Origin of the sequence: Chryseobacterium taklimakanense (assembly GCF_900187185.1) — a bacterium.
In the GTDB taxonomy this organism is placed as follows: Bacteria; Bacteroidota; Bacteroidia; order Flavobacteriales; family Weeksellaceae; genus Planobacterium; species Planobacterium taklimakanense.
The window spans coordinates 592,489-614,344 of record NZ_LT906465.1; the positions used below are offsets into that span (position 1 = coordinate 592,489).

General features: G+C 34.8%; 24 protein-coding genes and 1 tRNA gene. 6 read left to right on the plus strand and 19 right to left on the minus strand.

The window, feature by feature from the left end; translation table 11 throughout:
* Window positions 1-73 precede the first annotated feature (73 nt).
* From CKV81_RS02935 to CKV81_RS02975, 8 genes are all read right to left on the minus strand, one after another.
* The gene (locus tag CKV81_RS02935) at window positions 74-1,828 is read right to left on the minus strand and encodes a Shedu anti-phage system protein SduA domain-containing protein (protein WP_095070268.1); all 1,755 of its coding nucleotides are present in this window, start codon (window positions 1,826-1,828) and stop codon (window positions 74-76) included.
* Window positions 1,829-2,067: 239 nt separating this feature from the next.
* Window positions 2,068-2,607 carry a YybH family protein gene (locus CKV81_RS02945; protein ID WP_157727351.1) on the minus strand — a complete coding sequence of 180 codons (540 nt, stop codon included), beginning with the start codon at window positions 2,605-2,607 and terminating at the stop codon, window positions 2,068-2,070.
* A 226-nt stretch (window positions 2,608-2,833) separates the two neighbouring features.
* Window positions 2,834-3,382, minus strand: coding sequence for a DinB family protein (locus tag CKV81_RS02950; RefSeq protein WP_095070273.1), 549 nt, complete (start codon window positions 3,380-3,382; stop codon window positions 2,834-2,836).
* Between the two features lie 240 nt (window positions 3,383-3,622).
* Window positions 3,623-4,564, minus strand: a complete 942-nt coding sequence (locus CKV81_RS02955; RefSeq protein ID WP_095070274.1) for a hypothetical protein — start codon at window positions 4,562-4,564, stop codon at window positions 3,623-3,625.
* A gap of 228 nt (window positions 4,565-4,792) precedes the next feature.
* Complete coding sequence (locus CKV81_RS02960; protein WP_095070275.1) at window positions 4,793-6,340, minus strand: hypothetical protein; 1,548 nt, start codon at window positions 6,338-6,340, stop codon at window positions 4,793-4,795.
* An 870-nt stretch (window positions 6,341-7,210) separates the two neighbouring features.
* Window positions 7,211-8,212, minus strand: coding sequence for an IS30 family transposase (locus CKV81_RS02965; protein ID WP_095069381.1), 1,002 nt, complete (start codon window positions 8,210-8,212; stop codon window positions 7,211-7,213).
* A 133-nt stretch (window positions 8,213-8,345) separates the two neighbouring features.
* Entirely contained in the window at window positions 8,346-8,654 is a 309-nt protein-coding gene (locus tag CKV81_RS02970) for a helix-turn-helix domain-containing protein (RefSeq protein ID WP_095074177.1), read from the minus strand.
* Between the two features lie 7 nt (window positions 8,655-8,661).
* Entirely contained in the window at window positions 8,662-9,027 is a 366-nt protein-coding gene (locus CKV81_RS02975) for a type II toxin-antitoxin system RelE/ParE family toxin (RefSeq protein WP_095070276.1), read from the minus strand.
* A 68-nt stretch (window positions 9,028-9,095) separates the two neighbouring features.
* Here CKV81_RS02975 and CKV81_RS13290 point away from each other — a divergent pair, with 68 nt between their 5' ends.
* Window positions 9,096-9,269 carry a hypothetical protein gene (locus tag CKV81_RS13290; RefSeq protein ID WP_157727352.1) on the plus strand — a complete coding sequence of 58 codons (174 nt, stop codon included), beginning with the start codon at window positions 9,096-9,098 and terminating at the stop codon, window positions 9,267-9,269.
* Here CKV81_RS13290 and chrA read toward each other — a convergent pair.
* Together chrA and CKV81_RS02985 are read right to left on the minus strand one after the other, a co-directional pair.
* Window positions 9,262-10,392 carry a chromate efflux transporter gene (gene chrA, locus CKV81_RS02980; protein ID WP_095070278.1) on the minus strand — a complete coding sequence of 377 codons (1,131 nt, stop codon included), beginning with the start codon at window positions 10,390-10,392 and terminating at the stop codon, window positions 9,262-9,264. The two genes, CKV81_RS13290 and chrA, sit on opposite strands and share 8 nt — an antisense overlap.
* Entirely contained in the window at window positions 10,382-10,813 is a 432-nt protein-coding gene (locus CKV81_RS02985; RefSeq protein WP_095074179.1) for a DoxX family protein, read from the minus strand. Before CKV81_RS02985 ends, chrA begins: the two co-directional genes overlap by 11 nt.
* A gap of 196 nt (window positions 10,814-11,009) precedes the next feature.
* Here CKV81_RS02985 and CKV81_RS02990 point away from each other — a divergent pair, with 196 nt between their 5' ends.
* From CKV81_RS02990 to CKV81_RS03005, 4 genes are all read left to right on the plus strand, one after another.
* The gene (locus CKV81_RS02990) at window positions 11,010-11,405 is read left to right on the plus strand and encodes a hypothetical protein (protein WP_095070280.1); all 396 of its coding nucleotides are present in this window, start codon (window positions 11,010-11,012) and stop codon (window positions 11,403-11,405) included.
* Window positions 11,406-12,332: 927 nt separating this feature from the next.
* Window positions 12,333-12,674, plus strand: coding sequence for a DUF2528 family protein (locus CKV81_RS02995; protein ID WP_095070282.1), 342 nt, complete (start codon window positions 12,333-12,335; stop codon window positions 12,672-12,674).
* Window positions 12,675-13,032: 358 nt separating this feature from the next.
* Window positions 13,033-13,893, plus strand: coding sequence for a tyrosine-type recombinase/integrase (locus tag CKV81_RS03000; RefSeq protein WP_029728479.1), 861 nt, complete (start codon window positions 13,033-13,035; stop codon window positions 13,891-13,893).
* Window positions 13,890-15,056: an IS91 family transposase gene (locus tag CKV81_RS03005; RefSeq protein ID WP_024564049.1), complete on the plus strand. Its 1,167-nt coding sequence runs from the start codon at window positions 13,890-13,892 to the stop codon at window positions 15,054-15,056. The genes CKV81_RS03000 and CKV81_RS03005 overlap by 4 nt, the downstream gene beginning before the upstream one ends.
* A 252-nt stretch (window positions 15,057-15,308) precedes the next feature.
* On the opposite strand, the gene CKV81_RS03010 is transcribed toward CKV81_RS03005, so the two are convergent.
* The 7 genes from CKV81_RS03010 to CKV81_RS13490 form a co-directional block, all read right to left on the minus strand.
* Window positions 15,309-16,004 (minus strand): hypothetical protein, encoded by a 696-nt coding sequence (locus CKV81_RS03010; RefSeq protein ID WP_095070283.1) that lies wholly within the window; start codon window positions 16,002-16,004, stop codon window positions 15,309-15,311.
* A 243-nt stretch (window positions 16,005-16,247) separates the two neighbouring features.
* A complete protein-coding gene (locus CKV81_RS03015) occupies window positions 16,248-16,787 on the minus strand; it encodes a DUF2199 domain-containing protein (protein WP_095070285.1) in 540 nt (179 codons plus the stop codon).
* A gap of 235 nt (window positions 16,788-17,022) precedes the next feature.
* Complete coding sequence (locus tag CKV81_RS03020; protein WP_157727353.1) at window positions 17,023-18,078, minus strand: DUF4932 domain-containing protein; 1,056 nt, start codon at window positions 18,076-18,078, stop codon at window positions 17,023-17,025.
* A gap of 125 nt (window positions 18,079-18,203) precedes the next feature.
* On the minus strand, window positions 18,204-18,485 hold the full coding sequence (locus CKV81_RS03025) for an SOS response-associated peptidase family protein (RefSeq protein WP_157727354.1): 282 nt from the start codon (window positions 18,483-18,485) through the stop codon (window positions 18,204-18,206).
* Window positions 18,473-18,646, minus strand: coding sequence for an SOS response-associated peptidase family protein (locus CKV81_RS13680; protein ID WP_407641681.1), 174 nt, complete (start codon window positions 18,644-18,646; stop codon window positions 18,473-18,475). Before CKV81_RS13680 ends, CKV81_RS03025 begins: the two co-directional genes overlap by 13 nt.
* A 60-nt stretch (window positions 18,647-18,706) precedes the next feature.
* Complete coding sequence (locus CKV81_RS13295) at window positions 18,707-18,877, minus strand: SOS response-associated peptidase family protein (protein WP_157727355.1); 171 nt, start codon at window positions 18,875-18,877, stop codon at window positions 18,707-18,709.
* A gap of 6 nt (window positions 18,878-18,883) precedes the next feature.
* On the minus strand, window positions 18,884-19,141 hold the full coding sequence (locus CKV81_RS13490) for a hypothetical protein (RefSeq protein WP_095070291.1): 258 nt from the start codon (window positions 19,139-19,141) through the stop codon (window positions 18,884-18,886).
* A gap of 492 nt (window positions 19,142-19,633) precedes the next feature.
* On the opposite strand from CKV81_RS13490, the gene CKV81_RS13645 reads away from it, so the two are divergent.
* Window positions 19,634-20,086 (plus strand): S24 family peptidase, encoded by a 453-nt coding sequence (locus CKV81_RS13645; RefSeq protein ID WP_309300021.1) that lies wholly within the window; start codon window positions 19,634-19,636, stop codon window positions 20,084-20,086.
* 225 nt (window positions 20,087-20,311) lie between these two features.
* Here CKV81_RS13645 and CKV81_RS03045 read toward each other — a convergent pair.
* Window positions 20,312-20,385, minus strand: a tRNA-Ala gene (locus CKV81_RS03045).
* A gap of 44 nt (window positions 20,386-20,429) precedes the next feature.
* Window positions 20,430-21,839, minus strand: coding sequence for an efflux transporter outer membrane subunit (locus CKV81_RS03050; RefSeq protein ID WP_095070294.1), 1,410 nt, complete (start codon window positions 21,837-21,839; stop codon window positions 20,430-20,432).
* Window positions 21,840-21,856 lie beyond the last annotated feature (17 nt).

Here is a 21,856-nt window from a genome sequence, read left to right on the forward strand (position 1 = left end):
CCTTGCACAAATGTTTCATAGAAGCACTTCAGGCGCCATATTGCCAAACCGATGTTGTGGGCTGGGCTTCTTGTTACTGTCGTTTCAGTTCGTCTATCAGCCATATTAGTTTTTGTCTCGCTACTCCAATAATATCAATATACGTTCTGAATTGAACATCTTCTCTTTCGTTATGAGAGCTTATGTTCTCTTTTACCCGTCCACCTAGTAAAATGATTTCTATCTTTTGATTGTGATAGTAAGTGTTTAAGTCGTCTCGATACTCAATTGCTTGTTTCTCTGTGTCTCTTGTTAGAGTGAAACTAGGTCTTTTAAATTCAATTAAGCAGAGTTGTCGGCTTAGATTACGACCGAACAATAAATCTGGTCTTTTATCAGGGTTGTCACCTTTATATTTTTTGTGCAACATTTTTTCAATAGCTTGTTTCATTCCAGTATCTGAAAAAATCACAGAATAGTCGTCACCAAGTAACCAAGTATTATTTTCAAAAGCTTTATGGATGGTCTTTTCAAGAGTTTTTGGATTATCAACTAAAATATTTAGTTCATCTAAAAACCTAAGTCGGTTTAATGCCTGACTTGTAACTATGCTCATTTCTAATAGTCCAAATTCAGAAAGAGCATCAGCAAATTTTTCTATGTCTCCGTCTCGTGTGTCTTGGATATTTTGAATTATGTCCCAGTAGTGGTCTTTTTCCATTGCAGAAACAGTTACAGAAATAACTGTGTTTATCCTGTCTTCTGTTTCACCATAGAATTTTTCTAGAACTTTGTATAAAGCCTTTTTAGCAAATGGTTGTTTATATTCAGGTAGTTTTTCGAGTTCTTTATTGATTTTACGCTGATACCTGGCTCTCGCCATTTTCATATCGGTAACAAAGACTTCATCAACTGAACTTTTCAACTTTTCCGTTGCCTCGGTTGTAACTTTCTGATATAATTTGCTGTTGTCAATTACAGCTCCAAAGTCGGCTGTCAAGTCTTCTTCTAAGTCATCACAAATCAATTCACCGTAAACTCTATTTTGTAATTTTTTCGGAATTATTTCGTCTTCTACCAAAAAATTTTGAGGTCTCCCAATGATTTTATTATTTACTCTTACTACAATGCCAGCTTGTTTTACAGGTTTTTCAGTAATTGTATAATTTAAAGTAGCCATCTTTCCATCGGGTAACTCTATTCTTTCAGAGTATGATTTTCCTTGCAAGTCAAGAACTCCAATGTTTTCGCCATTAATAGTTATGCTAAAATCTGTCTCACGACCGTAATCTCTAATTAATAATTCTTTTAGTCTGTCGGGGTTGGGATAGTTTAGATTTTGATTTAGCCCTTCAAGTGTGATTGTTGTTCCGTGTAAGTTCTCGTCACAGTCTTCAACTGAAATTGGTAGCGGAACTTTCTCTAAATCGTAACCTGCTTTTGCTAATTCGTCCTTATTAATTACGATAATTGTCTTTTTACCTGCCGCAAATGTTTCAACCTTCATTTGAGTTGCAACCATTAGTCCTGCAAACTTTCCAATTCCTTTGCGTCCTTTAACTTTTCTTTTTTTAAGGTAGGATATACTTCCCTTTCTTGAAGTTCGACTATTTGCAATGTTCAGATACTCGTTTCTAACTTCTTTTTCTTTCATACCTGAACCATTGTCTTTGATGGTTATTGTAGGATTAACTGTTAAGTCGTCAGGCAAAATAATATCTACATTTTCAGAGTCAGCATCATAAGAGTTGTCAATAAGTTCCTTACTCGCTTCTTCGATAGAGCGATATGTCTCACCGAGCAATTCGGCTAGTTTCGGGTCAATTTTAAAATGTGCTGATTTATTCATATTTTTCTTTTTCGGTGTCGTCTGTTAGCCTTGCCCACAACGGAAAAGGGCTTGGCGAAGGCGGAGATAAGAAGGACAAATTTTTCTACTAAACCCGAACTGAGCAAAAACCATTTTCGTTTTTTCAAAATTATTAAAAAATAAAAAACGAAATGGTTTTTTGCGGCTAAAAGTGCAAAAATCTTCAATGCAAGAGCCTTCACCCCCGCTTTTGCCAAACCCATGTTAGCCGCAGTAATTTAATTTTTGTCGTCCTTATTCAAACTTTTAGGGGATTCATATTCTCTAAAATTATAATTGGGGTTACCTCTGAAATTATAAGCATTTGTTGCGGACACTATTTTCCACTTATTTTTTAACTTTTTCAAGACTACTGTCAAATATCCGGATTGTGTCGGTCCTGGCTTTCCATCCTTATTTTTAAATACTAAACCGCCCCAAATGCTGTATACAACCGCGGTTGTAGAATCAAAATAGCCAAAAACAGGTTTTTCAATTAAAGTTTTACTTGTTGGGTCAATTAAAAATTTGCCCATTGCATGGAGTTCAACTATTTTTTTTCTACCCGTTGCTTTTAATCCTTCAACGGTAATAAAGGTTGCATTGTCCGCCCAAAGTTCGTCAAATAAATCCATTTTTTGTTCATAAAAATAAATTGTAACGCCATTGGCAATTCTTGTAATTTCTTCAGAATCTTTTTTCGATTGTCCAAATGAAAAATTGGAAATTAACATTACTATTAGAACGCAAATTGTGTTTCGCAGATTTAGTTTTTCCATGATTTCTAATTTTTAAACGGTTTTTTGGCATTATTGCGGCTAACGGAAAGGGGCTTTGCGAGGTGCGGGCTACTGCAACTGAAATTTCAAGAAGTGAACCCATCTCTAGCAAAAACTTTTTCCATTTTTAAAATTACGAAAAAACTAAAAAATGGAAAAGTTTTTGCGGGTATTTTCTAGAATTTTTCTGAGATTTCCTTCAACCCCGCATCTTGCAAAACCCATGTTATCTGCAGGCGTTTTTCTCAATGTTTTGAATTTGTTTAAAATGTCTAAAAGTGTGATTGTTAAGAAATAAAAAAGTATCTCCCAATCTTAGTTTTATTAGATTTGTGATAGAAATTTTTGTTTTTTCTTTATTCAAGTCAACGTTTTTTGCTCGCTCAAGCAAGTTGTTAAACTCTTTTTGTTGGGCAATGAAGTTTTCAATGACATTTTTGTCAAGTTTGCTATTCAGAGGGTTTTTGTCTTTTGCCGTTTTCATTTTGTTAAGTTTTTCTTTCGGTAACATACTTTTCGCAAAATAATTTCCCCAAAATCCACTTTTAAATTCTTCTTGCCGTTTTGATTTTGTCTTTTGGATTGCATTTTCAATTTCGGGAAGATAAAATTTTGCGTAAAGATTTAGGTGTTCTAAACATTCCAAAATGCTCCAAGTTTCAGAATTTTGTTTCCAATTTAATTCTTCTTCAGTTTTAGATTTTAGTTTTTCGGCAGAAGAAATATATTCGTTGGTTGAGTTTTGAATTTCACTTATTAATTTCTCTGATTTCATAGATTTCACGAATTTTTATGCGCTATTTTGGTTACGCTTGCAGATAACGGAAAAAGTATTGGCGAAGAACGGGCTACTTTGCAGACAATTTCAAAGGATAACCGAACCTTAGCAAAAATTTTTTCCTTTTGCTAATATACGAAAAAAAGTAAAAGGAAAAATTTTTTGCGGATACTGCTAAATGGGTTCTCAAAGACAGTATTCACCCCGTTTTTTGCCAATACAATGTTAGCAGAAGTTTTAATTTTCACTCAATTTGGAACTCTCATATGAAAGATAAATCTCTACAATTTCATCTTTTACTTTTTCGGTGGAACTTAAATCTAACACTGTTCTTGTCTGTCCGTCAAATTCTTCATCATCAAATTCAAAAACGTTTGGTATTCCATAGATCATAACAGTCTCATTAAAAAGGTGCTTGTCAAGTTCGCACATTGGAATATGAATTTGAAAATTGAAATTACTATAAGAAAGAAAAAACATCATATATGGCACCTTATTTTTGTTGTTTTTTCTTCTCTTTAACAAAAAGCAAACTGTATGAGTGCTTTTCCTAGATGTAATAAATGTAAAAATGGCTTTAAGATTGCCAATTTGGTAACTACTTTTTGAATGATCTGCTTCATTAATCCAATTTATAGTATTTTGAAAATTTACTATTTCATCTTCATCCATTATACTTAATGCCATTTTTGTTAAACATTTATAAACAGCAATTGGAATATAAGTTGCTCTTTTTCCTTGTATTTTTATGGTTTTATTTTCTTCGTCTTGTTCAATAATGTTAAAATTATCTTCTTCATACTGCATAATACTTAATCCCTCATTATTCCAATCTAGTCTAGATTTATTATTGCCAATTTTGTAAGACGGAATTCCACGTTTTCCTTTAACCTGAGATAATGAATGGTGCAAATTCATAAAATTAGACATATGATTTTCTAAATTCTTAGAAAAATTTTCATTACAAGTATCACATTCATAAAAACTAAAAAGTTTGTAATTTTCAACAAATTCAGGAATTGCGTGTGCAGTTTTTTTAAATGTAGTTTCGTTGGAATTTTTTCCACAAAATCGACAAAGTCTTTCTTCTTTGTTACCTAAAAATATTTTATTGGGTTCATCTAAATGATAGAGGTTTTTAACAATGTAATTCTCATCAATTTCTTTTAATCTATCCACAATATTGGTATAAAATTTCTGCTAACGGAAAAAGTATTGGCGAAGAACGGGCTACTTTGCAGACAATTTCAAAGGAAAACCGAGCTTGAGCAAAAATTTTTTCCGCTGACTAAATTACTAAAAAAATGGAAGCGGAAAAATTTTTTGCGAATACTGTTAAATGAGTTCTCAAAGACAGTATTCACCCCGTTTTTCGCCAATACAATGTTATCTGCAGGCGTTTTTTAGTTATTTCAAATAGAAATCAATTTCTCTTACAGGATTTTGAAAATACAGTTTTTTATCATCGTGAAAATCATAAACAAATTTGAATATTTTATTTGCTCGTTCAATGTCTTCTATTCTTGGAGAAATAAAATAAGAATTTGCTTTTCGTTTCCATTGATCAACTAGTTGTACACTCATATTTCGAATTATTTCATTTTCATTTATTGTGCCAATCATTAAATCTCCAATTGTCGTAAATCTTCCAATTTTCGCAAATAGTCTTAACATCGAAATTTTTAAACCAAAATCTCCGTTTTCAAATATTTCTCTTGCTTTTCCTAAAACATTAGAATTACTTCTGTTTGAAAGAAAATTGATAATTAAATTTCTTAATCCAATATTTTTAGTGTCTAAATTATCATAAGCAAATTCATACGCTTTTTCTTCATCTAGTTTTGTGAGAGCTAAAAAAGAAAACTTTTGAAATTTTAAAGAATTATTCCCTAAATATTTTTCAATGAGATATGTATATTCTTTAGAACTTAATTCCGCCAATCCACAAAGTGAACCAATAACATTTTGATTTTCTTCTAAATTAGTTTTATAAATATTTGCAAAATCTAAATTTTCATTTTTTAATGAAAACCTTGCAAAATCTCTAATTGAAGCAGATTTGTCCGCAATATACTTTTTAATTATACTATTAAAATCAACATTATTTCTTAGTTTATATAAGGTTTCAAAACGTATTTTTGATGATTTATCGTTTAATAGTAAGTTGATTTGTTCTTGTGGTAAAACATCAAATCTTTCAAGTATCATACTGCGAACAATGAAATGTTTGTCAGTAACTAGTATTTCTATATCTTGATTATCTAATTCTCCAGATTTTGATAATTCTTTTGCCAAGATAATTCTAGAATTATCTGTAAAGGTTTTAAAATTAGTTATTACAAAATTTTTATTTTGATGAATAATGAAATTAATAATTTCGGCATAAACCAAATTTAGGTTGACTCTTTGAACAGATTGTAGCCATTCAAAAGTTTCAATATTTTCGATTATATTTTGTAAAAACTTTGGTTTCTTAAATTTTTCTATTGCATTAGCAGCAACTTCACGAACAGTTTTAACCCAATCAGCAAGACGATAAATTATGAATTGAATTGCAAAAGGATTCTGGAGCTCAATCATTTCTTTTAATGCTTTCTCACGAATAAAACCATTATAATTTAAAGATGCAATTGCTAAAAGAACAACATAATGATTATCATTAAAATTCTTTTTATAGAAAGAAAAATCATAATCTTTTATATCTGCATATTTTAAAGTTTCATAAAAACTTTTTTTTGAAGAAATTTTTTCGAAAAGGTTTAAAATTACAAATAATGTTAGATTTCTAATTTCTGGGTTTTCATTTTTTAAAAACGGAAATAAATATGAAATTGCACTTGGCAATCCTATTTTATCAATATTATTTAAAGCTTCAATTTTTTCTACTAAATTCTCTTTTCCAAAAATCCAAGATTTGTTTTTTTGTAAAATTTCTAATTCTTTCCAAAGTTCCATTTGTGATCAGAGTTTTGATACGCTTGCAGATAACGGGAAAGGGCTTCGCGAGGTGCGGGACAACTAACGATGAACTTCGGGCGTGGAAAAAATCTTCAACCTGCGAAAATCTTCCGGGCGCGGCTTTCAACCCCGCATCTTGCGAAACCCATGTTGTGCGACGTGCTTTCTTTTCCTATAATTTTTCGTTTTTTGTTTCGATAAAGTTAATAATTTTTTCCTTTCGCATGGAAAATCTCCGACTAAAATCCTAAAAAATTTTCCGAAAATTTTTGCGCAATTTTTTTGCAAACTTCATGGACACTTTTGAAATATTCACGCACTTTAACGTGATTTTGTCGAGATGTGGATTTTACGGCGTTTTTCCAAAGACGGTTTTTCGGCGCAATTTTTAACGCAACGTTTTTCACGCGGTTTTTCCAAAGTATCTAAAATTTTGCGGCTTGAAATATTCACGCAGTTTTTCCAAAGATTTTCCCCCAATTTTTAGGAACGTTGAAGTTTGGCTTGTTCAAAAATTTCAGATAAATTTTTCGATTTTCACACACTTTATGCGCAATTTTGGCAGCATGTCGTACAACGGGAAACGGCTTTGCGAAGGCGGGGCTAAGAAAAACTGAATTTTCTATAAACACCGAACTGAGCAAAAACCACTTTCGTTTTTTCAAACTTACAAAAAATAAAAAAACGAAATGGTTTTTTGCGGATAAAAATTACAAAACTGGTGGATTCAAACATCTAACGCAACGGTTAGATTGGGTAAAATTATGATAAAGTTTTGATATCTTAAATAAAATATGGATAACTTTTTCAGCCTTTTTGGGCAAAAAGTTCCCCACATTTTATTTTCTTCGACAACAGCGTTGTTTTTCATTTTAATTGATTTAGGATGAACTGGTTAAAGACATCTTTTGGGGTTTGGTAGTCCAAAACTTTTCTGGGTCTCTCATTGAGTTCGTTTTGGACCTGTTTAATTTTTTTGTTGGTTATTTTATTGAAGTCCGTTCCTTTGGGGAAGTAGTCCCGCACTAAGCCGTTTGAGTTTTCATTGGTAGGTCTTTCCCAGGGCGAGTAGGGATGGGTAAAATAGACCTGTATCTTGGTGTTTTTGGTGAAGAGTTTATGTTCGCTCATTTCTGTCCCATTGTCGTAGGTAAGTGTTTTACGCATGGTTTTGGGAATTTTCAGGAGTTCCTTTTCGAAAGCTTTTCTCACCGTGGCTGCGTTCTTGTTTTTTAGGGGAACGATAATGATGGTTCTCGTGGATCTTTCGACGAGTGTCCCGATGCATGACTTGTGGTCTTTCCCGATGATAAGGTCGCCTTCCCAATGTCCGGGGATTTCCCTTCCAAGGACTTCTTCGGGTCTTTCGTCGATGGAGACACGGTCCTTAATTTTGGGTTCCAGGACGGCCCTTGTTTTAAAGTTTCCTCTGGATTTTCTTTCCTGCCGGAGCTGGGCAATAAGTTCCTTTTTAAGTTCACTTTTACAGTGTACATAGATGTAGAGATAAATGGCTTCGTGGGAGATATTCATGGCTTTGTCATTGGGGTAAAGTCTTTTCAAAGTAACGGATATTTGGTCTGGCGACCAGCGCAGGGCGAGCTTTTGGTGGATGAATTCCTTAAGTTTTGGATTGGAGGATATTTTTGTTTTTCCGTCCTTTCTGTACATCGACCTGCAGAATGCTTTTCTGTTGGCGTGGTCTGCCTTGTAGGAACAGTGTGCATAGCGGTTGGTTTTGAGTTCTCTTGCGATGGTGGATTTGGCTCTGTTTAATTTTTTGGCAATTTGCGAGACGGAGTATTTAAGATTCCTGAATTCTTCAATTTTCACCCTCTCGGCAAAGGTTAATCTTCTGTAATTTTTCATAGCGACAAACGTAAAATAAATAAGTTAATTTCTTTAACATTTGTTGCGTTAGATTATTGAACCGGCGACTTTCACCGCAAGGGAACTTCACCCCCGCTTTTGCAAAACCGATGTTAGCCGACGTATCTTTTATTTAAAGGTTAATTCCAAGTTGTAGTTTTCCTCCAAGTCCAATTTCTACAATTTTTTGAAGGGTAGAAAGTCTTACATCTTTGATATTGTTTTCAACCTTAGAAATATATCCTTTATTTGTTCCGCATTTTTCGGCAAGTTGTTCCTGTGTAAGACCTTTTTCAAGTCTTGCCCGTTGAATCAGGATTCCGAGTTTAAATTCCTCAAAACCTTTTTCAAAATCATCGCGTTTTTTTGTTCCTTTCTTTCCGTACTCTTTGTCTAGGATGTCACTCAAAGAAGTAAGGTTTTTATTTTTCGTTTTACTCATTTTATTTTTATTTTTTATTGGTATTCGTGATCCTTTCGGATTCATATTCTTCTTTTATTTTAATTGCTTTTTCAATTTCTTTTTTTGGCGTCTTCTGTGTTTTCTTTTGAAATCCATTCGTTAAAACAACGAGTTTTCCGTCGTCAAAGAAGCAAAAAATTCTGAAAATATCGCTTCCAAACTGAACTCTTATTTCGTAAAGTCCGTCTGTTCCTTCCATATGCTTGAAATATTCAGCAGGAATTTTCTCAACAGTCTCAATTACCATAAAAGTCCACAATATTTTCTCTTTTACTTTTGGCTTCTGTTTTTGAAAGAAGTCAAGGAAGTAATTTTTATAGACGAAAATATTTCTAAATTTTTTGTCTTCCATAATCGAGTACAAATATACAAAAAGTTGTCCAAAAGAACAACTTTAAATTTTATGCAGAATTTTATGATATGTCGGCTAACGGTTTGCAGCTTGGCGAAGTGGCGGAAATCGAAGCTCAAATGTTCAGTTTTGCACAAAAGTTCAATCGAAGAACTACCGTTGATTTAGCACTAAACCCGCCATTTTGCCAAACTGCTGTTGTGCGTTCGCCCTTCTTTTCTGTCGTGTTTATTGTCATATAAGTGTTAATAAATAACCGATTAACGAACCGCCTAAAACTACAAATGCACTGTTTAATTTCTTGTATCCAAATGCGATGGCAATACTTAAAACAGCAATCAAAATTGTCCGCCAATCGGTAATAGTGTCTTTGCCCATATCAAAACATACTGCTACAATTATAGCGACAGATGCCACATTTACAGCGTCTAAAAATGCAGAAAATAGTTTTGAATTTCGCATCTTTTTTACGATTGGGTTCAGCAATGCGACAAAAACAAACGAAGGCAAAAATATAGCGATTGTCGAAACGATTGCACCTGTCAATCCGTTGATTTGATAACCAATAAAAGTAACTGAAGAAAAAACGGGTCCGGGTGTGAATTGTCCAACTGCAATGGCATCAATTAATTTTTGTCTTGTTAAAAGTCCTGTTGAAACCAATTCCGTATCGAGAAATGCAAACAAAACATAACCGCTTCCGTAAAGTATTGCACCGATTTTTAGGAAAATCCAAAATAGGTTGGCGTTGGTTGCAGAAAGGATTGTAGTGTTTGTTATTTGTAATAACGTTAATGGCAGAAAACTCTTGATATTGTTTTGATTATTTTTTCGCACATAAGCCAACATTAAAGCCATAAATCCTGCTCCAAACATCAAATAAATTTCGTTGATGTTGAATAATGAACCAATCAAAACCAATATTCCGATAATGATGAGTTCAGTCGATTTTAACGATTTTTTTGCCAATGGAAAAATTGCACCCAAAATAATGGCGATTATGGCTGGTTTTATTCCGTAAATAAAGGGCTGAACTTCTGGAACTTGTTCGTATTGTTTGTAGAGATAAGCAAAAATGCCAGTTATAAAAACGGCTGGTAAAATGAAACAAAGACCTGCAATTATTAAGCCTTTCCAACCGCCTTTTTCGTGTCCTATATGAATTGCCATTTCGGTGCTGTTGGGTCCAGGTATTAAGTTGGTTGCACCAATCAAGTCAAGAAAATGTTGTTCTGTTAACCACTTTCTTTTTGTAACCACTTCGTCTTGCATCATAGCAATGTGTGCAGCTGGTCCACCAAAACCAATAATGCCCAGTTTTAGAAAAAGTTTGGCAATATCTTTTAAGCTCGCTTTATGCTCCATTTTTTGTTAAAATTTTGTCAGCCGACCAAAAGCCACCGCCTTTAATTAACAAAAACAAACTTCCCAAAAGCATTGCCCAATCGGTTCTGCTTCCGTGCATCATTTCCCAAAAACCTTTTTCGGCTAAAACTTCAGATTTGGTTGTTGCAATGGCTACCAACATTATTATAATCAATGGAATACTTGCCAGTCTTGTAAAAAGTCCGACAAGAATAAGTAGTCCACAAACAATTTCAAAACCGCCAACAAAACTGCCTAGAAATTCAGGCGAAGGCAAGCCAATTTTTTCAAATCGTCCTGCTCCAAGTGTGTCAGCAAATAAAAATTTCTGAATTCCTTCGGAAAGAAATACCGCACCAACCATTAGTCGAATGAGGATTATCGTTTTAGAATTGTCAGTATTTAATATTCGGTTTTTCATTTTTTGTTTGTCGGTTAGTTGTTGCACACGGTTGGTCATAGGGTGACGCACAACGGAAAAGCATTTGCGAGGCGTGGCTTGATTGCTCGCAAGTGCTACTAAAACAAAACTAAATTAAAATAACAAATCTGACTACTGATAACATTCCACCACGTCTTGCAAATGCCGTGTTATCTGTAGCCGAATTTACAGAATTATGACAAAACAGGAAGTAATAAAAAAAGCATACGGAAAGTACTATGACTTATGTAAACCTTATTTACGAGGTCACTTAATAGATAGGGTGCTTTTTGAGGATGAAACTGAAAAAAAATTATCTGACCTTAACGATATTGAATTTCTATCAGATGGAATTGTATTCTCTTTTCCAATGGAATTAAAAGGATTTGAAGACAACAATGGATGGATTAAAATTGAAAGCGAAAAAGATTTGCCCGATTATCAAGGAACTTTGATAGCAATAAAAAAATCTGATACTGAAGTTTATGAAGTGCATTTCTTCAATTATCTGAAAGAAGGTGAAAAGAAAGAATGGGCAAAAATATTTTCTCACTATCGTTTAATACCGAATTTCGATGCACCAATTTATTAACACAAAGTTGGTTTTCGGTTACAGATAACGGGAAAGGGCTTGGCGAAGGCGGGGATAAGAAGGACGGAAATTCCAACTAAACCCGAACCGAGCAAAAACCATTTTCGTTTTTTCAAAATTACAAAAAATAAAAAAACGAAATGGTTTTTTGCGGCTAAAAGTGCTGAAATCTTCTAAATGATAACTCTCAACCCCGCTTTTGCCAAACCCATGTTGTGCGCAGTATTTTTAGTTCGGCGACTTGGATTTAACTCGTTAAATTCAGGTCAGAGAATTAAAAATCAAGCACGACAATTTTTTTCACGCACGAAATCGCAAAGATTTTCAGAATTTTATTCACGGATTTTGGAAAATTATTCACGCAGAATTTATTCACGCCGTTAAGCTCAAAATTTGTAAAAGTCAAGCACAATTTTTATACTCAAATCCGTAAGTTTTTTGTAAATTTTTTTTCTGGATTTAGGAAGATCAGCGCAAAGAATTTCAGATTTTAGTCAGTTTTAGAAGTTTAAATTCAGGTCAAAATTTTGATTTTTCAGACCGAAATTTCTTTTTGATACCGCGCTTCTAATATTGCGCACAACGAAAAAGTGTTTCTGAAGAACGGGCTACGGAAACTGAAATAACTAAGTATAAACCAAATTAACAACTAAAACCGCAATAACAAGAGGTGCTTTCAACCCCGTTTTTTAGAAACACAGTGTTATAGCCAGTGCTTCTTCTTGAATCAATAAATTATGTGTGTAACTCAATTTAGGCGATTATGCCAAGCCTCTGAATTTCGTAGTAAAGGAAGAGAAGAAGATTTGAAAGACCCAAATCTTGAAGTCAGAAAAGAAACTTACTTCTACAACGGGAGAAGTTATCACTATGTGACTGACAAGCGAAAATTAAAAGGATTAGAAAACTATTTAAAACAAAGGTAAAATGGCAATTAAAACATTCAATTTTAACTATGACTGTCACGAAGCGGAAGCAGTCTTTACAGTAGATACTGATGTATTTACAAACGACCACGCAAAAGCAACTTTGGAATTTTTCACTTGGGATTATGATAAAGATAATGACCCAATAACAGAAGTTTTGAAAAAGTATGCAATGGAAGCAATTCGGGTTGCTACAAGATATTCATTCAATGTTCGGGGTGTTATTTCAGACTTTAAAGACAAAGAAGGTTTTGCGAGTGTCGATGGTAGTTTAGGTTTAACACTTGTGTCAGTAGATGGATATGAATTTGACGATGATAAACTTGATTATACTGTCTCTTAGCATTGGCTATAACGGAAAGGGGCTTTGCGAGGTGCGGGCTACTGCAACCGAAATTTCAAGAGGTGACCGAACGCTAGCAAAAAGTTTTTCCATTTTTTAAAATTACGAAAAAACTAAAAAATGGAAAAGTTTTTTGCGGGTACTTTATAGAATTTCACTGAGATTTCCTTCAATCCCGCATCTTGCAAAACCCATGTTGAACTAAACCTTCGGTAGCTTTCTCAGCGCTATATTTAGTTACTTTGTAAAACTAATTAAAAATCAGTAAAATGGCAACAAAAAAAAGAGTGTAGAAGAGCTTAGAGAAAACAAGATCATCAATCAGGCAAAGCGCGAAGTTCCGGGATTTGCGGAGCTTTTGCATAGGTTTGAACGTACGGTTTCTGTATTGGGAAGAAGCCAAAGTACCTTTCAAAATTACTCCAGACACGTCGCTGCGGTGTCGCTACATTTCGGAAAAATTCCTACAGAATTGGATCCCGAGCAAATTCACGATTACCTTTTTTACCTTCAGAAAAAATCAAAATCACCTTCACAGTCGTATTTTAAACACACCGTTTACGGACTTCGATTTCTGCTTAAATCGGAAGGTTTGAGCTATGATTATTTGAGTCTTCCGGAAATTAAAAGAGAGAAAAAACTGCCTGTAGTGCTTAGTAAACAGGAGGTTTGGCAGATGTTGTCCGGCTGTAAACTTTTAAAACATAAAATTTTGATCGGCATTCTTTACGGCTGCGGATTGCGCTGTATGGAAGTTCGAAATCTCCGTTTGTGCGACTTAGATTTTGGTCGAAAACAACTCAAAGTGGTTCAGGGAAAAGGCAAAAAAGACCGCTATTTACCACTTTCCGAACATCTGATTCGTGGGCTCAAAAAGTATATCGAAGCGGAAAAACCGGAAGATTATCTCTTTGGAGAACCTCGTGGAGGGCGTGCTGGTGGCGATTTCGATTCCCGTTACTCCCAGCGCGGCGTTCAGTGGGCGGTAAAGCAGGCATCAAAAACGGCAAATATCCTGAAAGAAGTGAGTGTCCATACGCTTCGGCACAGTTTTGCGACGCATCTTCTGGAAGATGGGATGGATATTTTGAGCATCAAAAATCTTCTCGGTCACGAAAGTATCGATACCACGCTGGTTTATCTTCAAATTGCCCAGCTTTCAACCCAAAAACTCTTTTCACCGCTCGATACCCTTTTTTCAGAATTTGGGAAAAAATGAGCGGTTTAAAAACCTCAAAAAAACAGTCAGTTCAACCTCAATCTCAACCTCAATACGAAGTCGCCGATGTTTTAAACAAATTAGGTTCAAAATTGGAAGATTTAGGACTTAATTCTTGGCAATTACGAACACTTTCAGCGTTGAAAAAATGCCGTACCTCTGCTTTGGGTGGTCATATTGACGCTTGTGATGAATGTGGAAATGTAAGCATCAGTTACAACTCCTGCCGAAACCGTCATTGCCCAAAATGTCAGAGCAAAAACCGAGAGCAATGGATTGAAAATCGGGAAACCGAACTGCTTCCGGTACCTTATTTCCACGTGGTTTTTACGCTTCCTGATGTATTGAACAAAACCGCGCTTCACGAGCCCAAAATGTTGTACGATTTTTTATTTGAATCTGCCTGGGAAACGCTTCAAACGTTTGGTGAAAATCGAGGTTTAAAAATGGGAATGATTGCTGTTTTGCACACTTGGGGGCAGAATCTGAGCCTTCATCCGCATTTGCACTGCATTGTTCCGGGCGGTGGAGTGGATGAAAGCGGAGCTTGGAAAAATCTACGTTCAGACGGCAAATTTTTGTTTCCGGTAAAGGCTTTGAGTAAAGTTTTCAGGGCTAAATTTTGTGAGAAATTAAAAGATAAAAACTTTGAAGAGTATACCAAAATCAGGCAAAATCTGTGGGAAAAGTCTTGGGTTGTTTACGCCAAAAAGCCTTTTGGAAGCCCAAAATCTGTGGTAGAATATTTGGGCAGATACACGCATAAAATCGCCATCAGCAACCAGAGAATCAGGAAAATTGACGCGGAAACGGTAACTTTTTCTTACAAAGATTACCGCCAAAAAGGCATCAAAAAGCAGATGGTTTTGAGCCATGAAGAGTTTATCCGCCGTTTTGTGATGCATATTTTACCGAAAAGATTTGTAAAAATCCGTCATTATGGTTTTTTGAGCAGCACCTGGAAGCGTATCAAACTTAAAAATCTACAACAAAATTTAGGCATCCAGCCCAAAGAAAAGCTTCCGCCAAAAGCTTTTCAGCCGAAATGTACGTGTTGTAAAGATGGAAATCTTGTGACGATTGCCACGTTCGATCTACGAGGTCCGCCAAGTTGGTTTTTGGAGATGAGCCGAAATTTACCTGCTCCTAAATCTGCATTTTAGCGGATTTGGGTAAGGGAAATGTTAACCTAACGTGAAGGAAAGCACGATAAAACCAAGAAAAACTCGCCAAAATCACCCACAAAAAAAGAGACTCTTCTCAAAGTCTCTTGTATCTCTAAAAATCTTTTGTCGATAAACCCATAGTGTGGGAAAATACCCAACCAAAAGCTGCCGAAGGTTCCGTTCAACAGGGTTTTCATTGTTCGTGCTGCGCACGCAACGAAAACTTAGCTATTAGCAGAAGTAATTCTTTTACAGGTCGTTTAAACTTTTCTTTTTCTCGTTATTGATTTTTTCAGAAAATGATTTTCGCGCTTCATCAGATTCTTTTTCTGCTATAACACTTTTGTTTTTATCGTAAAGTGAAATTGATGTAATTATTCTTTCGTCACAATCAGAATTATAACCACTCATTAAAAGATACAGCATAGAAAAATTTTTCGCAGAATTATTCCAAGTTTTTGAGTAAGTTACAGAAGGTAATTCAAAAGAACGACCGCCAATTCTACATCTATCTGTACTTTCTCTTTTATCTAATGTACCTTTTCCATACTTCAATTCAATGTCATCAGTCAATTTGTTGTCAGGACTTGAAATGCTTATTTTATACAATGTTTCTTTGTAAAACGAAAGAACCATTCCTCTGTTGCTATACTTATCATTAAGTTTAAAGCCATTTAATTGATAGACTTTTACATTTTCGGAATATGAGCTATAAGACGGACTTTTATAAGTTTCTAATTTGCTTGGAAGTAGCTTGACAAATGCTGATGAAGAAGAACAAGAATAATCGTCGCACTCCTTTAAAATAAATTTTTTAGAAACTGCTAAAGAGTCAAGTTGAGAAGTTGTGAATTTTCCAAGTTTAAATATTCCTAAACCTTCAAAATCTTGTGAAAATGATAATACTGAATAAAATAATGCTAAAAAAATAAATTTTTTTTTCATATAAAATCTTGTTTTAAGGGTTGTTTTGCTATTATTTCTGCTAACGGAAAAAGTATTGGCGAAGGACGGGCTACCTTGCAGACAATTTCAAAGGAAAACCGAACCTGAGCAAAATGCTTTTTCAGATTTCTAAATTACTGAAAAAAGAAATATGAAAAGCATTTTTGCGAATTTTGTTAACTGAATTCTCAAAGACAATATTCACCCCGTCTTTTGCCAATACTATGTTATCTGCAGTCTTTTTTAGTTATGTTGTATTTTTAGAATTTTTTGAGCAATTTCAATCGCTTTTTCAAGAGTTATTCCATTTTGTTGGTCAACTTGAAGCTGATTATTTTCCTCTAGAATTTTTGCATTTGGAATAATTCCAGGTTCGTTTTCTTTAGAAATTGTTTTAAGATTTAATGTATTCTTATAAGTTGGGATTTCATTTTGTAACCAACCAAAATATGATTCATTATTTATTCGATTTGCATTTTCCCAATCTTCATTTCTCTTTATGAAATTTTCTTCACTTATTGAAGTCCAAATGTCAAAATTCAGATTTTCTTTGTAATTGATTATTGGAATTTCAATTCTTACTCTGTGAAAAAAATGTTCATCAATTATGCATAAACTTTTTTGATATTCAACTCGTTCAGAAATTTCATTTTCAGGAATAGAGTAGTAATAATTTGGATAATCACTTCCAAAAGTTAATGGAATTTCATCATAAATTTTTCCGCAACAAATACACTTAAATTTTTCTTCATTTTTTTTATTTAAAAATTGGAATAACTTCATTGTCAATTTTATACGCGGTTTTGAGAAGATTGCAGATAACGGAAAAAGTATTTGCGAAGGGCGGGCTAAATTTAACTGCAAGTTCAATTTCGCCTGAACGAAGCAAATTGCTTTTTCAGATTGTTAAATTACAAAAAAATACAATATGAAAAGCAAGTTGCGACTAAATGTATCGGGTTTTTCTATTATATATTCAACCCCGCCTTTTGCAAATACTATGTTATCGGCAGTTTCTTTATTTCAATTCATTTAGTAAAACAGGATAAAATTCCTCAAATTTTTTATATTTTTTTCTTTTAGTTTCGTAAGTATTTAGTTTTTTTGATACTGTTTCAACTAATTCAAATCCGACACTTTTCTCAAATTCAAGAAGTTTATCCGCTTTTTCGTTTCCAAATTTTGAACGGCTAATATTTATGACGATAGCACGAAGCAAAATTTCATTAAAAACATATTTCCATTGACTATATCCTTGTTGTTTGCCACTTTTTTCAAGTTTTTTGTCATAGTATTTAGTTCGTAAATTTTCAATTTCTTTTTCATATTTTTTAGACAGCGGATTAACGAATGAATGTCCAAATTCGTGCAAAATCATATCTGTTTCTAAATAATCATTGTCAAAATGCGGATAAAAATCAATTTCTCCATTCGGACCAATGACAGCATAAACTTCTTTTTCTCCTTTCTGATTAGTAATTTCAGCGTTAAAACCTCCCGTATGAACTAATGGCGCTAGAATAAGATTGTATGAAGAAAGTTTTGTTCCGTAATAATCTTCTAAATAATCAGGCAAATATCTGATTGTTTTAGATTGTAAAATTTTATTGATTATTTTTTCATTAATTGGTTTGATGGCTTTTAAATAATTTTGAAATAGACTGTCCTGATTAAATTTGATTAATTCATTTCTAAACTCTTCAAGTAAATATTCTTTTCCTTTTGTGATACTTTCATCTTCGGCATCTGATTTGGTTTTAATTTTTTCAAATTTTGGAAAGTCTGAATATTGAAGTGTCCATTCAATAGGTCTATAATATGAAAAATTATATTTTTTAGAAATTGTATCAAATAATGCGACTGCACGATGATTTTTCAAAGATGCTAACTTTTGGTCAAGAGTATTTTTATAAATATTTGCGTGTTTGTTGACTAAAAAGTAATTATCAAAATAGGCAACTGAATAAAGTGTCTCTATTCTGTCATCAATTGAGATATTCAGTTTTGCTTTTTGTCCAAAAATCAAATTTGAATAAAATAAAATAAATGTTAAAATGTAAAATTTTTCTTTCATTGACGCTGTTTTTCTGAAATTGCCGATAACACTCAAATATACGCAATACTACTCAACATACAAAACAAATGTAAACTACAGTAGTTTAGCATTATATCCGATTGTAAACGCTTATATACGGTATTTTATAAAATTTTTTTATGTAAAAATATCCATTTTGCGCAATGCGTAAATCCTAAAATAAAGTTGTTTGCATCCAGAACAGGGTCATAATTCGGAAAAGCAAATTCTTCCAGTGGAATATCATCCAGCCATCTGAATTGGTTTTGTTTATTCAAAAGGATAGGCATTCTATGTTTCGTATTATGAATCTCAGCCATCAACTCATTGGCTTCCGTGGCGACAATTGTTACAGTGTTTATCTCCTTATTGGTTTCAGGGTTTAGTCCAACGATTATAAAACCCACCAATAGAAAAAAATCGGCTGGTCTTTGATATTGATTAAATATTGATGCTTAACTTTTCCCTTATAATCCTGCCACTGCCACTCATGAAAGCCATTGACTAAAATTAGGCATCTATTACTTGTAGAATTTTTATGGGTTGGTTTTTCGTCAGCTGTTTCAATACGTGCATTTAAAGTTTTCTTCTGAAAGCTCCTGTCTTTACTCCATGGAGCTAAAAACCCTCATTCGGCAGGAACGATGTGGGAAGTATCTTCATCCAAAATTATAGGTACTCTTGGAGTTGCAAAGCCATTAATTCGAATTTCTCGGTGGTAAGGCTCGCCCACATACTCAGCTCCAAAATATTCTTCGAGCTCCTGGGCTTCAGATAATAGTGAGATATAGTTGCACATATAAACTTAATCTTTTAATACTTCATATTTCCAAGTATAATGTGTTGACACAAATGGTTTTTTATTTTCGGGATAAATAATTTTCGCCTTTATTCTGAACTTCGTGCCGACAGGAAAATCATTGGACATTGTTTTAGAGCATTGTACGTACATGTCTGTAGTATACGGTTCCTGATTTGGCAAAGGTCTTATATGTACTAATCCGTGCTTTCCCCTTTCATGCGTTATGAAACTCTCAACTAGTATGTGGTCATATTCTTCCATGTAATAAGTTTTTTGAATTTCTATAAAAGTAAGAATATTATTTTATTTTATTTTTTGTCTTGGCAACCCAATTTCGTGTTCCTGAGGATAAGGTGCTCTCCAATTCATGCTGACATCTTCCTTGATATTCCTTTGTACTTCCAGGGCTTTTTCTTTATCATAGGCATATCTAAATTATAGCAATGTCAATTTTTTCAGATAACATCAGGTATTTGAGAGGTCAACTGGAAGCTTAACAATTGGTAGCCGATAACTTAAAAATCACACGAGGTCGCTATGCGAATATGAAGACGAAGCCAACGAGCCTGCTTTGGATATATTGGTTAAAATGTCAAAGTTTTATAAAGTCAGTGTGGATTTGTTAATAACTGTTGATGTAAGGAAATATCCCTTGGATAAAATATTGGCTTTACCCGATAATAGAATTGTGCTTCCAATACAGTGGATTCCAAAGGTGATAATAAGATTGAGATTATACTACACAAAGCTTCGATGGGATACTTGACTAGTTACTCAGACCCCGAATACATAGAGAGTCTTCAAACAATTTCGTTGCCGTTCCTGAGAAATGGAACCCTCAGAGCTTTTCCAGTTGAAGGTGATTCAATGCCGCCTTATACTGATGGAACTTATATAGTCGGTAAATATGTTGAATCTCTTGACGATTTAAAGATAGGAAAATGCTATTTGTTCATTACCAAGAAAGGGATGACTTATAAGAGTTTTCAGAATAGTTCAGCCAAAATTATTAATGTTATTACTGATAATGAATTATACGAGCCATTCACTATCAGCAGGTCAGAGATAATTGAAGTATGGGAGTTAGCTTGCAGCATTAACACGGAGGAACTTACCAATCTGAAAAAAGATGAGTTTACTGCTAAAGATGTTTATACTTTGCTGAAGAAAGAAATCGAAGAACTTAAAAGTAGTCTAAATAGATAGAAAGGTAACCTATATAGATTACACTCCCCTGTCTTTCAACCGAAATTAGACGTACCCCCTGCGTCTTAAATTTTAAGAAGAATGATAGGAAACTAAAGGCACTTTTTACTCCTTAAAATGTTGATATTTTTTAGCATGTCCTTAAGTGTGGGGAGGTGGTGGGGAAGAAAACTTCAAGAAAAACAAAAAACCACCTGAAACAGATGGTTTTAGTTGAGGCTTTAGTGGAGAATACGGGATTCGAACCCGTGACCTTTTGACTGCCAGTCAAACGCGCTAGCCAACTGCGCCAATCCCCCTTAACAGTTTGCAATAATACAACATTATTGAAAAACTGCAAAAATTATTTCCAGCCGCCGCCCAGCGCTCGGTAAAGTTCCACACCAGCCTGCATCTTGGCAAGCCTCGCATTGGAGATGTTCAGTTCAGCATTCAGCTGGTTTACAGAGGCATTCAGCACTTCAAGGTAATTTGCCATACCATAATTTACCAGCTGCTGGGAATATTCCACCGACTTTTGATAATTGTCAAGTTCTTTTTGTTTCAATTCGATAAATCTGTCCTGCGCCGTGTAAACCCTCAAAGCATCAGAAACTTCCTTTCCTGCCGTGAGTACCGTTTTCCTGAAATTCAAATAAGCGCGTTCCTGAGTGGCCAGGCTAACCTCATACTGTGTTCTGATCTGTCTTTTGTTCAAAATGGGTTGCGTAAGGCTTCCAATAACCGTCGCAAACAGCGAATTCGCGCTGAACAGTTTATCAATGTCACCGCTTAAAATTCCGCCGCTGCCAGTGATTCTTAAATTTGGGTAAAATGAGGCTTTTGCAGCGTTGGTCAGTTCAAAGGCATTCATCAGGCTGTATTCTGCCTGCATCACATCAGCACGGTTGGAGAGCAGCTTTGCCGCAAATCCCAAATCGGTATTTTCCGGGATTCTTTGCTGTGCCAGCGTTGTTCTTTCCACCTTCGCAGAAGGTTTTCCTTTCAGCAGGCTGATGGCATTTTCCAGAAGTTCGAGCTGGGTATCGATGTTGATCAGCAGCGATTCCGCATTGTGAACCAGTGCCTCACTTTGCTGCACGGCGACTTCGGTAACAGTTCCGGCCTCTTTCAGCGCTTTGGTCGTCTCAAGGTTTTTATTCCGGATTTTAATGGTTTCTGAGATGATTCTTTTTTGCTCGTCATAAGTCAGCAACTGATAATAGGCAGAAGCCACCGCGGCCACAAGATCACTTTTCACGGCTTTATGCGCGGCAGTGGTTCCAAGGTATGAAGCCATCTGCGCGCGTTCCTGGGCTGAAAGTTTCCCCCAGATGTCTGCTTCCCAGGAAAAATCACCCGACAGTTCAAAACTGTTCAGGTAACGCCTGTCACCAACAATTTGTCCGCTTTGGGTATTCAAAGACGGGGTATTAAATGTGTAAGCCGGGCCAACAGAAACCGTTGGGAAATACGCCGCTTTACTCTGTTTCAGATAAGCTTCCGCACTGATGATGTTCTGCAGTGCGATCCGGATATCCAGATTATTGTTCAAAGCTTCGGAAATATGATTTTGAAGAACGGCATCCGTAAAAATCTCTCTCCAGGATAAGTCGCCCAGACCAGCGCTGTCCTGCTGAATCATATCCGTTCTGTAAAGCCTTTCATCCACGATATCGGCAGGGCGTTCATACTTGTGATGCGCCACACAGGAGGAAAGAACCACCGGGAGAACTACCGGAATAATGAATTTTATTTTAAAGAGGTTTTTCATTTTAAAATTTTAAGTCT

Coding starts and splice junctions, on each gene's coding strand:
- CKV81_RS02995 (WP_095070282.1), top strand. CDS start 12,333: ATGGCAATTAAAACATTCAATTTTAACTATGACTGTCACGAAGCGGAA.
- CKV81_RS03005 (WP_024564049.1), top strand. CDS start 13,890: ATGAGCGGTTTAAAAACCTCAAAAAAACAGTCAGTTCAACCTCAATCT.
- CKV81_RS13490 (WP_095070291.1), bottom strand. CDS start 19,141: ATGGAAGAATATGACCACATACTAGTTGAGAGTTTCATAACGCATGAA.
- CKV81_RS02990 (WP_095070280.1), top strand. CDS start 11,010: ATGACAAAACAGGAAGTAATAAAAAAAGCATACGGAAAGTACTATGAC.
- CKV81_RS13295 (WP_157727355.1), bottom strand. CDS start 18,877: ATGTGCAACTATATCTCACTATTATCTGAAGCCCAGGAGCTCGAAGAA.
- CKV81_RS02935 (WP_095070268.1), bottom strand. CDS start 1,828: ATGAATAAATCAGCACATTTTAAAATTGACCCGAAACTAGCCGAATTG.
- CKV81_RS03050 (WP_095070294.1), bottom strand. CDS start 21,839: ATGAAAAACCTCTTTAAAATAAAATTCATTATTCCGGTAGTTCTCCCG.
- CKV81_RS03020 (WP_157727353.1), bottom strand. CDS start 18,078: ATGAAAGAAAAATTTTACATTTTAACATTTATTTTATTTTATTCAAAT.
- CKV81_RS03010 (WP_095070283.1), bottom strand. CDS start 16,004: ATGAAAAAAAAATTTATTTTTTTAGCATTATTTTATTCAGTATTATCA.
- chrA (WP_095070278.1), bottom strand. CDS start 10,392: ATGGAGCATAAAGCGAGCTTAAAAGATATTGCCAAACTTTTTCTAAAA.
- CKV81_RS13290 (WP_157727352.1), top strand. CDS start 9,096: ATGTCGGCTAACGGTTTGCAGCTTGGCGAAGTGGCGGAAATCGAAGCT.
- CKV81_RS02950 (WP_095070273.1), bottom strand. CDS start 3,382: ATGAAATCAGAGAAATTAATAAGTGAAATTCAAAACTCAACCAACGAA.
- CKV81_RS13645 (WP_309300021.1), top strand. CDS start 19,634: ATGGGATACTTGACTAGTTACTCAGACCCCGAATACATAGAGAGTCTT.
- CKV81_RS03015 (WP_095070285.1), bottom strand. CDS start 16,787: ATGAAGTTATTCCAATTTTTAAATAAAAAAAATGAAGAAAAATTTAAG.
- CKV81_RS02975 (WP_095070276.1), bottom strand. CDS start 9,027: ATGGAAGACAAAAAATTTAGAAATATTTTCGTCTATAAAAATTACTTC.
- CKV81_RS02960 (WP_095070275.1), bottom strand. CDS start 6,340: ATGGAACTTTGGAAAGAATTAGAAATTTTACAAAAAAACAAATCTTGG.
- CKV81_RS02965 (WP_095069381.1), bottom strand. CDS start 8,212: ATGAAAAATTACAGAAGATTAACCTTTGCCGAGAGGGTGAAAATTGAA.
- CKV81_RS02970 (WP_095074177.1), bottom strand. CDS start 8,654: ATGAGTAAAACGAAAAATAAAAACCTTACTTCTTTGAGTGACATCCTA.
- CKV81_RS02985 (WP_095074179.1), bottom strand. CDS start 10,813: ATGAAAAACCGAATATTAAATACTGACAATTCTAAAACGATAATCCTC.
- CKV81_RS02945 (WP_157727351.1), bottom strand. CDS start 2,607: ATGGAAAAACTAAATCTGCGAAACACAATTTGCGTTCTAATAGTAATG.